The 11,767-nt window shown below is 56.3% G+C and carries 14 protein-coding genes; 12 read left to right on the forward strand and 2 right to left on the reverse strand.

The genetic code is table 11. From position 1 onward, the window contains the following. Positions 1–4: 4 nt before the first annotated feature. Both flgC and flgB read right to left on the reverse strand, forming a co-directional pair. Positions 5–436: a flagellar basal body rod protein FlgC gene (gene flgC / locus AC07NP_RS16160; protein ID WP_203358777.1), complete on the reverse strand. Its 432-nt coding sequence runs from the start codon at positions 434–436 to the stop codon at positions 5–7. 41 nt (positions 437–477) lie between these two features. Beyond that, a complete protein-coding gene (flgB, locus tag AC07NP_RS16165; protein ID WP_203358778.1) occupies positions 478–864 on the reverse strand; it encodes a flagellar basal body rod protein FlgB in 387 nt (128 codons plus the stop codon). A 145-nt stretch (positions 865–1,009) separates the two neighbouring features. On the opposite strand from flgB, the gene flgA reads away from it, so the two are divergent. The 12 genes from flgA to AC07NP_RS16225 all read left to right on the forward strand — a co-directional run bounded on the left by flgA (position 1,010) and on the right by AC07NP_RS16225 (position 11,765). Then, positions 1,010–1,780: a flagellar basal body P-ring formation chaperone FlgA gene (gene flgA, locus AC07NP_RS16170; protein WP_494661061.1), complete on the forward strand. Its 771-nt coding sequence runs from the start codon at positions 1,010–1,012 to the stop codon at positions 1,778–1,780. Between the two features lie 84 nt (positions 1,781–1,864). Continuing rightward, a complete protein-coding gene (locus AC07NP_RS16175; protein ID WP_494661062.1) occupies positions 1,865–3,145 on the forward strand; it encodes a motility associated factor glycosyltransferase family protein in 1,281 nt (426 codons plus the stop codon). Beyond that, entirely contained in the window at positions 3,142–3,408 is a 267-nt protein-coding gene (locus tag AC07NP_RS16180) for a hypothetical protein (RefSeq protein ID WP_494661063.1), read from the forward strand. The genes AC07NP_RS16175 and AC07NP_RS16180 overlap by 4 nt, the downstream gene beginning before the upstream one ends. A gap of 148 nt (positions 3,409–3,556) precedes the next feature. Beyond that, positions 3,557–3,958, forward strand: coding sequence for a flagellar biosynthesis anti-sigma factor FlgM (locus AC07NP_RS16185; RefSeq protein ID WP_203358782.1), 402 nt, complete (start codon positions 3,557–3,559; stop codon positions 3,956–3,958). Positions 3,959–3,964: 6 nt separating this feature from the next. Next, on the forward strand, positions 3,965–4,396 hold the full coding sequence (flgN, locus tag AC07NP_RS16190; protein WP_494661064.1) for a flagellar export chaperone FlgN: 432 nt from the start codon (positions 3,965–3,967) through the stop codon (positions 4,394–4,396). Positions 4,397–4,701: 305 nt separating this feature from the next. After that, complete coding sequence (locus AC07NP_RS16195) at positions 4,702–6,036, forward strand: sigma 54-interacting transcriptional regulator (RefSeq protein WP_494661065.1); 1,335 nt, start codon at positions 4,702–4,704, stop codon at positions 6,034–6,036. A 26-nt stretch (positions 6,037–6,062) separates the two neighbouring features. Then, positions 6,063–6,392: a flagellar hook-basal body complex protein FliE gene (gene fliE, locus AC07NP_RS16200; protein ID WP_494661066.1), complete on the forward strand. Its 330-nt coding sequence runs from the start codon at positions 6,063–6,065 to the stop codon at positions 6,390–6,392. 24 nt (positions 6,393–6,416) lie between these two features. Beyond that, positions 6,417–8,090, forward strand: a complete 1,674-nt coding sequence (gene fliF, locus AC07NP_RS16205) for a flagellar basal-body MS-ring/collar protein FliF (RefSeq protein WP_203358784.1) — start codon at positions 6,417–6,419, stop codon at positions 8,088–8,090. 9 nt (positions 8,091–8,099) lie between these two features. After that, positions 8,100–9,134 carry a FliG C-terminal domain-containing protein gene (locus tag AC07NP_RS16210; RefSeq protein WP_494661067.1) on the forward strand — a complete coding sequence of 345 codons (1,035 nt, stop codon included), beginning with the start codon at positions 8,100–8,102 and terminating at the stop codon, positions 9,132–9,134. A 3-nt stretch (positions 9,135–9,137) separates the two neighbouring features. Next, positions 9,138–10,004 carry a FliH/SctL family protein gene (locus tag AC07NP_RS16215; RefSeq protein WP_494661068.1) on the forward strand — a complete coding sequence of 289 codons (867 nt, stop codon included), beginning with the start codon at positions 9,138–9,140 and terminating at the stop codon, positions 10,002–10,004. A 4-nt stretch (positions 10,005–10,008) separates the two neighbouring features. Further along, on the forward strand, positions 10,009–11,340 hold the full coding sequence (locus AC07NP_RS16220) for a FliI/YscN family ATPase (RefSeq protein WP_494661069.1): 1,332 nt from the start codon (positions 10,009–10,011) through the stop codon (positions 11,338–11,340). Continuing rightward, entirely contained in the window at positions 11,337–11,765 is a 429-nt protein-coding gene (locus tag AC07NP_RS16225; RefSeq protein ID WP_203358788.1) for a flagellar FliJ family protein, read from the forward strand. Before AC07NP_RS16220 ends, AC07NP_RS16225 begins: the two co-directional genes overlap by 4 nt. The last annotated feature ends 2 nt before the right edge of the window (positions 11,766–11,767 follow it).

The following is an 11,767-nucleotide window of genomic DNA, read 5'->3' on the forward strand; positions in this document are numbered from 1 at the left end:
TTCATCAGACCCTATCTCCCAGACGCAGCAGGCTTTGTTGCATGCTCTTAGCCTGATTCAGCATCTCCACATTGGCTTCGTAGTTACGCGAGGCGGCAAGCATGTCGGCCATCTCCTCCACCACATTGACGTTGGAGTAGTAGACATAGCCCTCGGCGTCAGCCAGCGGATTATCCGGCTCGTGACGCTTTTGTACGGGTTGATCCGTCTGGACTATTCCCTGAACCCCGACGCCGGCGGAGGCGGCGCGCTCGGTGACATTCAACGTGGGATCGTTGTAAATCGTGCTAAACACGGGCTTCAGGGAGCGATAAGCCCCGGCTTCGCTGCCGCTGACTGAGTCGGCATTGGCCAGGTTGCTCGAAATGGTATTGAGCCTCAGGCTGTTCGCGTTGATGGCCGTACCCGCAATATCGTAAATTTTTCCGAAGGACATGGCGTGTTTCTGTCTCGTCTTATCTGTTTAATGTTGAATGATTATTTGCCGTCGATGGCCGTCGCGAGCCCGTTAAACTTGCTGTTGAGGAACTCCAGACTGGTCTGGAAATCCATCGCATTCTCGGCAACCCTCGCCTGTTCGATACCCGCTTCTACCGTATTGCCATCACGGCTCACCTGATAAGGCTGGCGGTATTTCAGGTTCATTCCGGTCTGAGTCATGCTCATTGCCGGGATAGGGGCGACGATGTCATCCGGGGAGGAACCCTGTCCCTCGGGGACGGCGAGTCGAAACTCGAGATCCCGTGCCGCGTAGTTGGGGGTATCAGCATTGGCTAGATTACTGGCCAGGACCCTGCTACGCTCGACGCGAAAATCGAGCGCCTCGGGATGAATGCCAAGCGCTTTTTCGAAGCTAATTCCCATCCATCCTCCTCCTTACAGTTCAGTAGAGATGAAACGACATACGCACTTAGCAATAATCGGGCCAACATTTAATTTTTGTCGCATCCATCGTCGGGTTGCACAATTTTCCCCACGGCTGACGGGACTTTTTCTCGCCGGTGCGTTATTGCTGATCGGAGGGAAGAGCCTTGCTTCGACAGCATTGCCAGCACACCCCGCGCCTGTCGATTCGACCGCCCGGAAGACCGCGCCGACGCCCGGTGTCGATCCCAATGCCCTGAAGCAATTTGTTCGCGATTACTGGCAACAGCGCTTTACCCAGCATGCACAGCGCGTCAACTGGCGTGATTACCAGTGGCAAAGCGAGATCAGTATCCCGGAGGCGGTCAGTAAACTTCCTCCCTGTCGTCAGCCATACCGGGTCGAAGACTCTCAGGTGAAGTTCCCCGTTGGCCGACACTCCCTGCGTTTGCGCTGCCCGGACTCCCCTGGCTGGGTCATTACGACCCGCAGCCAAATCTCCGTCCTGATGCCCGTCGTCGTTGCCCGGGTGGCGACTGGTCAAGAACACTATCTGCAGGAAAGCGACCTGGCCGTTACCCAGGTTCTGCTCACGCCCCAGATGGACGATGTGTTGACCGACCCGGCCCAGGCCATTGGACGTCGCCCCCAGCGATCGCTTCGGGCAGGCCAGCCCGTGCGTAACCGGATGCTTGAAGCGGCGCTGTTGGTACGCAAAGGCGACAAGGTAAGTCTGACGCTGGCAGAAGGTGAGATGTCCATTTCCATGCAGGGTACTGCCCTGCAGGACGGACAGAAGGGGGAAACCATCAGCATTAAAAACGAAAAAAGCGGAAAGGTTATTTCCGCTTCGGTCTCTGGTCCTGGTCAGTTGCTGATCGTCAATGAAACACCGAAGGTGATCCCTCAAGAATAAAACGGCATGTTTATTGCTTGTCTCAACGCCCACTCGTCGGGTGAGTCCCCACGGGGAGCGCTGTTTTAAAGAGAGCAATAAACGATGTCTGACGCATGCCTGACCCAACATCTCGCCATCATCGCCAGCCGCTGGCCCGCGCTGGCCACAATACTTAGCCAGACGCCGCCACTGTCCTCGGCAAGCATAATGGAAGGGCATTGCGGAACCCTGCTGGTCGACGGCATCCAACTGACCAGTCGCCACGACCGGATAAGCGAAGCGCAGCAGCAGGCGAATAGCCTGCCCGTAAAGCCGCATCTCAACGTCTATGGCATTGGGCTTGGCTGCCTGCCGAGCATTCTGCTGCAACGTCACACGTTGACACAGCTCAATGTCTTCATCATGAACCGCGCGCTGTTCCTGCTGACCCTGACACTGCTGGACCAACAAGACTGGCTTGAGGATCCCAGAGTCTGCCTTGCATTGGCCGCCGACGAAGACGAGATTCGCCTGCCCTTCTTTGCCTTACCTGGCGAGCTACGCCTGGCGGAAGACGCGGCAAGCGGAATACGTGACCGCCTGATCAGGGAAATTACACTTCCCCATACTAATCGTCGTTACGAGCAACATCTCCCTGCGCTGCGGCAACGGCTTGCCGACAACCGTCACCTGCTCAAGCGAGACGGTGATGCGGCCTCGCTCTTCGCCAGCGCGCCGGGTCGCCAGGCGTTCGTTATCGGGGCAGGCCCCACCCTGAAGTCACATCTGCCCCGCTTACAGGCGCTGCAATGCCTGCCGGAACGACCGCTGCTGATTGCCGTCGACACCGCCTGCCGCGCCCTGTTTGCACACGGCATCCAACCGGACTGGGTGGTCTCCATCGACCACCTGATTGATGAAGAGAAACTTCCGCCCGCTGACTGCGGGCTGGTGTACTTCCCGCTGCTGCCCACCGGAACGTTGACGGCCTGGCGCGGAAAACGCCTGGCCGCCTATTCCAGCAGCCCCCTTTATCAACCGCTGCGTAAAGCGCTGCCAAAGGCGCTGCTCTATTCGGGAGGAAGCGTCATTCATCCCGCCGTCGATCTCGCAGTGCAGATGGGCTGTCTGGACGTTATCCTGCTCGGTGCAGACTTTGCCTTTCCAGGCGGAGAAACCCATACGGGCTGGGCAGTCGGCGCTCTGAATACCACTATTGAACAGGCAAAACACTGGGTGCTGAATGGGCATGATCAGCGCATCCGTACCAACATCAGCTTTACCGGCTATCGTATTCAGCTTGAACGCTATATTGCCGCGCATCCCGGGGTTTGCTTCTGGAACGGCAGTCGGGAAGGCGCCAGGATTGCGGATTGCCGTTATCATCCGGAGTTCACCTCATGACGATCGCCTCACAGCTCACGCATCTTGCGCAGCAGTTCCGCCTGGGGATGTCTCTGGATGCGGCAATGGCGCTTCCGCCCCTGATGAAATCGTTACTTCCTCTTCTCCCTTCGCTTTCGCCAACGGCGCAGCGCCAGTTACCGCAGATAATGTCAGCGATCCTGGCCTGTCAGGAACGCGAAGACTGGCTGGGTCTTGCCGACTGGCTGGAATATGAATTGCTCCACGTGCTGTCTGACCCAGCCCCACGTCATGGCGAATGAGACATTGAATATTTTTCGTAAAAAATGCGATCATGGCTAAAGTCTGGCCGTAAAACGGTCGCTTATCTGTCTTAACCAGAGTGCTATGTTGGTTCTGTCGAGGCCAACCAGCATACCGTTTCGTCAGCTTGTTCAGAGTGGCTTGATTATGAACATTACATCACCAAACGGGAGCTTTCCCGAGAACTCACTTCAGAATGCCTACGCTAAACAAACGCAGGTAGCGTCGGAAATCGCGGCAAGTGAAAAGAACGTTCCTCAGCAGGTCAACGCGCCGACAAACGTCGCGAAAGACCAAAAGCTCGGAACAAAGGGATCAAATGACGCGCCGTTCACCCTGCCGCCAACGGAGTGTCCTGCCGAGGTGCCGGTGAATGCCCCGGTGTCCGCAGCACTGGCCCGGGCGCTTGCCGATGAGCTACGCCAGTTTCCCGATATTGATCATGCCAAAGTGGCTGGCGTCATGGAGCAGCTCAACAGCGATAAGTTCGCCGTGAGCAACGATGCCCTCGCAGACGCAATGATGAACTTCTATCAAAGTGGGAGATAAGTTGACGTGAGCAACGCAACCGAGCGCCTCCGCCAGTTGATTGTGGACATCAATCAGGATGTCGTCTCCTGGCAGCAGATGGAACTGTTGCTCAAGGAGCAGCACAGCAACCTGATTCGCCGTAATAATCCGGCTATCCATCAGAACAATGAACAACAGGTGCAGCTGTTGGATACCCTGCGTAGCCGGGCTGAACGGCGTGTGAAACTGCTGCACGCTTTCGGATTACAGGCCAGCACCCGCGATCTGCAACGGCTGGCCAACAAATTGCCTGCGGCGATTTCAGATAAGTTGGTAGATCAGTGGCAAACCCTGGAAACCAGCGTCGTTCGCTGCAAAAAACTCAATGACCACAATGGCCGACTGCTGGCGAATCAACAACTGTTGATCCGTAAACTGCTCAACACGCAAGAAGATTTCTACCAACCCGCAATCTGATGACGCCCGTCACTGCGACAGAGGATTCTCGCCTGTTTCTGTCGCCCCCTCCCCTGAATTGCGTGCTTGCGTGAGTTGCGAAACAGCACAACTGACTCCCTGAAACTGTTTATCCTTTATGAATATTGCTCAAAAATAGCCCCCTGCCGTAGATATGCTCAGGTAAGTTCTTCGGCTGGGCATCATGTCTCTCGTATGTACAGCTTCAGTTAAGTTAACTCTGCTTTAATTTCTCGTAAATTTTATTGTGATCCCGTCTCGTCACTCACGTTTTTATTCGCTCATTACAGGTATTTATTCGTTCAATGATCTTGCTGCTTGAATCAGATAAAGTGTGCGCAGACGAAATTCTCACTCATCTCAGTGAAGAATATGCTCGTCGCGTAGTCTGGCAGCCAGGTTTGCTGGATATAGCCTCTCTAAGCGCCACTATTCCTAGCCTGGTCATTCTGGGCCGGGGTCTGTCTCAGGTGCAGGCCCTTAGCTATATTCGCCAGTTGCATACGTTACCTATCCTGTTGATTAGCCCTATGGATCAAGCCGAATGGGCCAGCACGGCCTTGGGCAACGGCGTCAGTGATTATTTGCTCTATCCCTTTAGTCTCCAGCAACTGAATCAACAGATAACCAGCCTGCTCAATGCAAACTCGCTGCAGACCCGTGGCATGATCATGAGTTCACCGGCCTCCCGCCGTCTGTTGACGATGGCGCATCGGGTTGCTCTGGCCGAAGCGCCAGTGCTCATCAGAGGCGAAACGGGGACGGGCAAGGAGATGTTGGCCCAATTTATCCACACCAACTCCAGCCGGAAAGAAGGCCCTTTTGTGGCCGTCAACTGCGCCGCGATTCCCGAGAACATGCTGGAAGCCATCCTGTTTGGTTACGTTAAAGGGGCGTTCACCGGCGCTTACACCGGACAAGCCGGTAAGTTTGAACTGGCCAACAACGGCACCCTCTTTCTGGATGAGATAGCAGAGATGCCACCCCCTCTGCAGGCTAAGCTGCTGCGCGTGTTGCAGGAGTGGGAAGTCGAACGTCTGGGAAGCAACAAGGTCATTCCACTCAATGTCCGACTCATCACGGCGACCAATCAGAATCTGCGGGAAGCGGTGAGTCAGGGGCGTTTTCGCGAGGATCTTCTCTATCGTCTGGATATTTTGCCGCTCGTTATTCCTCCCCTGCGCCAGCGCCGGGAAGAACTGGACCGATTGATCGCTCACTTCGTGCAAAAACACGGGGATCAGGCGTTTGCTCACGCCATTAAATTAAGCCCGTGCGCGCAGAAAGCCTTATTAGCGCACAACTGGCCGGGCAATATTCGGGAACTGGAGAACCGCGTACAACGTGCGCTGGTGATGTGCCGCAGCACGGTGCTGCTCGCTGCTGATTTCGATTTACCTTCTGTTCCACCTACGCAGGAAATTATTGTTGCCGCCCCACAAACTCAGGTTGAACTGAACCCTTCGGCCTCCCTACAGGAGAGCCGCAAACACGGTGAGTTCCAACACATTTTAGACACGCTACGCCATTGCCGCGGACACCGGAATATGACCGCCAAAGCCCTTGGCATTACCCCCAGAGCTCTGCGCTACAAACTCGCCGAGATGCGGCAAAGAGGCATCATCACTGATGATGCGTAACCCGTTTTTTATTATTTGGCCACACTATGAACACGATTAATGACTCACAGCAGGCAATGATGCAGCGGATGACGACGATGCAAACGGCTGCCCAGCAACCGCTGTTTGCCTCCCAACAGCAAAACAGCACGCAAAACACGTCCTTTGAGAGTGTCTTTCATGCGGCCCTGAATGGGGTGGATAGCCACCAGCAAAATGCAGCAAACCTGGCGACGCAAATCGAAACGGGTGCCAGCGACGACCTGACTGGCGCGATGATCGCCAGTCAGAAAGCCAGCCTCAGTTTTTCGGCCCTTACCCAGGTCCGCAACAAACTGATGACGGCCTATGACGAAGTCATGAAGATGCCTTTGTAAGGCCGGGGAAGTAGCGAGTAACGAATGAGGCAAAAATTCAAAACGATTTGGGACAATATCAGCAAGCCGCTGCCCGCAATCACCCTATTACGGAATAAAGTACCCCAGCTCATGCTATTGGGCATGTTGACCTGTCTGATAGCAGTACTCGTCGTACTGTTTCTCTGGTCTTCCCAGGGGAATTACCGGCCCCTCTATGGTCAGCAGGAGCGCTTCGACAGTGCTCAAATCATGGCCATTCTCGATCAGGAGCGCATTGCTTATCGTCTGTTGGATACGACAGGACAGGTGCTGGTTGAAGAAGATAAATTATCGCAGGCGCGGATGTTGCTGGCGGCAAAAGGCGTACAGGCCAAACTGCCGGTAGGGCTGGAATCACTGGAGCAAGAGTCAACCCTGGGAACCAGTCAGTTCGTTGAAAATGCCCGTTACCGTCGTGGGTTAGAGGGAGAGCTGGCGCGTACCATCATGGGCATGCAGGGGATTGACTATGCCAGGGTCCATCTGGCTATCCCGGACAAAATGATCTTCCTGCGTGGCAATGAGGAGAAACCGTCGGCCTCCGTGATGCTTGAGCTTTCCGCTGCAAACTCCCGGATGGAGCCTGGGCAAGTGCTGGCTATCGTGAACCTGGTCAAAGGCAGCGTCTCCAATCTCACCACCGAAAACATCTCTGTCGTCGATCAGTATGGTCACTTGCTGACACAGGATCTCAACGATGAACTTTCCGGAACCCGGTTGACCAGCCATCAACTCGACTATCAGAAGCAGGTTGAGCGCAGTTATGAACGTCGCGTCAGCGAGATGCTGCAACCCGTGCTCGGTGCCAACAATTACAAGGTGCAGGTCACGGCACACCTGATCTTCGACAACGTGGAAGAGACCCGGGAATCCCTCGACAAGAGTCCTGTCGTACGCGAAGAACGTCTGCAAAAAGACGCCTCGCAGGGAGGCCAGCTGAGCGGAATCCCCGGCGCCCTGAGCAACCGTCCGCCGGTCACAGACCCACAGCAACAGGGCAATCAGGCGCAAACGCCACCCGCCACGGCTGAGCGTCTGGTTAATGAGAAAGATGAGCAGCAGCGTCGCTATGATGTGGGACGCACGATCACCCACACCAAATACCAGCAGGGGCGTCTGAATAATCTCAGTGTCTCCGTGGTGCTGAATCAGACCGTGTCACCGGAAAAAGGCTGGAGCGCTGAGCAACTGACAAATATCCGGCAGATGGCACTGGATGCGGTGGGCTTCGATCAGGCGCGGGGCGACCAGCTCAGCCTTAATGTGTTCCCTTTCTCGGAAGATGGCATCAATCCTGCGCTGGATAGCCAATGGTGGCAGGAGCCGGTTTTGCTGATCTACGCCCGTTATCTGGTCGCCACCATTCTCGGTCTGTGCCTCATCTTCTTTGTGATCCGCAAGTTGATGCAGCACCTGATCCAACGCTCCCCGGCGAATGGCAGCGATAACGCAGATAACGCGTCTGCCACGCAAGTGACGTCCGACAAGAGAGAAAGCGAAGAGAGCGAATACTTCAGAAAACACAACCGTAATCTGGCGTTTGATAAAGTTCGCCTGAATGAACTTCCTGACACGAATTCGCCTTTGCGGGATAAATTGGCCCACTTGCAGCTGCTGGCGGACCATGACCCCAAACGCGTCGCCGAAGTATTAGAACAGTGGATGAATAGCAGGTGATTACCAGCCATGAATGAAGAGTACGAGCAACAACCGCTCAAAAGTGCCGAACAGGCAGGTCTACTGCTGTTAACACTGAGCGAGCACCAGGCTGGCAACATTCTGCGCAGCCTGAGTCGGGAACATGTGCAGGATATCGTCCGGGCCATGGCAGAAGTCGGCCATGTCAAGAATCAGCACCTGGACATGGCATTGCAGCGGATGTTCATCGACTATCGCGAACTTAGCGGCATCTCTCGTGCCTCCCGTGGCTTTCTTGAGAGAACGCTCGATGTCGCCCTTGGGCCAGAACTGGCCAAAGGGGTGATCAACGACGTTTACGGAGAACAGATTCGGGAGACCATGCATCAGTTACAGTGGATCTCCCCCACCCTGATCGCCGCCAATCTGCAACATGAAATGCTGCCGTTGCAGGCAACTTTCCTCGCGTTGCTGCCGCAGGACGTCTCTGCCGAGGTGATGAAGCACCTGCCGCAAGCGCAGCACGACAGACTGATTCTGAACATGGCGAATCTGCGGGAAATTAACCAGAACATGGTGGCGGAGCTGGAGAAAATCATTCAGCAGTGCCTGACCATGGTCCAGCAAGGCGTTCAAACGTCGGTGAGCGGTGTCGAACAAGCGGCGGGCCTGATTTCCCGTTACCCAGGCAACAGCGCCAAATTGCTTGAGACCGTGCGCGAACATGACCAGGGACTGGCCGAAGAAATTGAGAACAGCATGTATCGCTTCTCCATTCTGGAACGCCAGCCAGAGGCCACCATCGTCAGACTCTGTCAGGAAGTGGAGCCAGAGGTGTGGGCCAGAGCCTTCAAAGGGGCGTCGCCATCTCTGCGCCAGGCCATATTGCGCTGCCTGCCGAAACGCCAGGCCAATGCGATTCAGGAACAGATGCAGGTCATGGGCGGCCTCCCCGCCAGCGTGGTCAGAGGTGCGGAAGCGGAGATCATGGCCAAAGTGCGTGAGCTCATCGCAGACGATGAAAATGCAGAAGGAGGCGAGCCTTTCGAGTTTCGCCTCTTTGAAGAGAAAGTGTTGGAGTAACCCATGTCACAGCCTGGCAAAAAAGACGGCCCCCCACGCAGTGTCCATCGCTACCATTTTCCACCGTTATCCCAGCAGGAGCCCCTGCCGGAGGAGCAACCTTATGCCTCCCCACAACAGATCGCGGCCAAATATCAGGCCCTGATGGAAGAGGGTCGCGATGCCGGTTTTGCTGAAGGGCTGCGCCAGGGGTTAGAGCAAGGTCATCCTCTGGGCCAGGAGCGAGGATTTCAGGTGGGCATGCAGGAAGGGCGAGAAGCCGGGAGCCAGCAAGCTTACGAAGAGAGCAAACCTAAACTGGATGACGCATTTCATCAGGTTGGCCAGCTCTATGATTCCCTTGAGGCCACACTGCAAGAGACGCTGACCGGGCAAAGGGAAACCCTCTGCCGCCTGATTTCACAGATCTGCCGACAGGTACTGCGCGCCGAACTCGCGCTCAATCCGACGCAGATCCTTGGGCTTATCGAAGAGACCCTGGCGATGTTACCGAAGCCGCAGGGCGCGATTTCCATCCGCCTGGATCCAGGCACCCACACGCTGCTCAAGGCATGTGCACCGGAAGCACTAAAAAACTGGGATCTGCAATCCGATCCCCTGCTCTCCGCCGGTAGCTTCCATATTCAGACAGGGCTCGCTGAAGCGGAAAGCCAACTGGATGCACGCATCGATCTGTGTGTCGATCAGTTGCGTCGACAGCTGGTCGATACCCCAGAGCTGAACGCACTGGAGGCGCCCGCCATCACCGCGGAAAGCCAGACGATATCCTCCACAATCACGCCGCATAACTTGCCCTGGCGCCAGGAGGAGACCTTCTCTTCTCTTTCGCTGCCCGCAGACAAGTTCAGCGACGAAGACTTAAAAGCTTAACCCCATGCGCGCCCTGAAAACGTTGCTTAATCAACTTGAAAAGGACGAGTATCAGGTGCCTCCCGCCCAGATTTACGGGCGGCTGGTGCGCGTCACGGGCCTGCTGCTGGAAGTGACAGGATGCCCCCTTTCTATTGGGCAACGCGCGCTCGTTGAAACCAGCAATGGCACCTGGATCGAGAGCGAAGTGGTGGGTTTTAATCAGGATCGCACCTTTCTGATGCCCGTCGAGCAGGTTACCGGCCTGTTCCCTGGTGCCCGCGTCTCACCGCTGCAAGAAGACAGCGAACTGGTGGTCGGGCCCGCGCTGCTCGGTCGCATCCTGGATGGTCTGGGTCGCCCTCTGGACGGTCTCGGCCCTCTGACGGGAGAACGCATTTCTTTGCATCAACCGCCGCTGAATCCGCTCGCACGCCAGCCCATCACCACCCCTCTGGATGTCGGCGTGAAGGCCATCAACGGCATATTGCCGCTGGGTCGCGGTCAACGAATCGGACTGTTTGCGGGCAGCGGCGTGGGCAAGAGCGTGCTGCTCAGCATGATGACCCGTTATACCGATGCCGACGTGGTCGTGGTCGGTCTGATCGGGGAACGCGGACGCGAAGTTGCCGAATTCCTGCAACATACGCTCGGGGAAGCGGGACGCCGCAAGGCGGTTGTCGTGGTTGCCCCTGCCGATGTTTCTCCCCTGCTCAGACTCAGAGCCTCCCAGGTCTGCCACCGGATTGCCGAAAGCTTTCGCGATCAGGGCAAACACGTGCTGCTGTTGATGGACTCACTGACCCGTTATGCCATCGCTCAGCGCGAAATCGCCCTGTCGTTGGGTGAACCGCCAGCCACCAAAGGATATCCCCCCTCCGTCTTCACCCAGTTGCCGCAACTGGTAGAACGGGCAGGCAACGGCTATCACCCGGAAGGCAGCCTCAGCGCCATCTACACCGTGTTGGTCGAAGGGGATGACCACAACGATCCGATTGCGGACGCCGCGCGAGCGATCCTCGACGGTCACATTGTCCTGCGTCGTGATATCGCCGAACAGGGGATTTATCCGGCCATTGATGTCGCCGCGTCGGCCAGTCGCGTCATTCCGTTAATCTGCTCCACCGCCCAGGTTCAGCAAATCCAACGGTTTCGCCGCTATTACAGCCTGTATCAACAGGTGCGCGAACTGATCCCGTTGGGCGGTTATCAGGCCGGTCACGACGAGGAAATGGACAAAGCCGTGACCCTGTTCCCGCAGATGCTGGAGTATTTACAGCAGCCTGCCCAACAGGGGGTAAATCTGCAACAGACCCAGACGTTGCTACAGGCGCTAATGGAGGAAGATAAACGATGAAATCCTTGAGTACATTGCACCGCCTGCAGAGCCACAAGCTGGACAATGAGAGCAAGGCGCTGACGACGCTGGAAACGCGCAACGTCGAACTCCAGCGTTCCCTCGACGTCCTCGGGCAGTATCGCCGCGAGATGTCGCGACTGCCCACCTACGGCTCGGCCTTTGCTCTGCATAACCGCAACATCATGCACCGCCAGTTGGGCGACCTCATTGATAAGCAGCACGAAGAAAAAGTCGCGCTCAAACTCTCCATCGCGCAACAGAAGAAAGTCGTGCTGGACGCCTTCGTCGCCAGAAAAAGCAGCGAGATCATCCTCGAACGACAGCGGGTCCGGCAGTCCTTTGAAACACAAAGGCAAGAACAAAAGATCCTGGATGAGCTGGCGCTCAACCAGGTGCGGCTCGCAGCGCGGGATAAGCGCTAAGC

This window comes from Citrobacter sp. GW821-FHT07H02, from assembly GCF_059418505.1.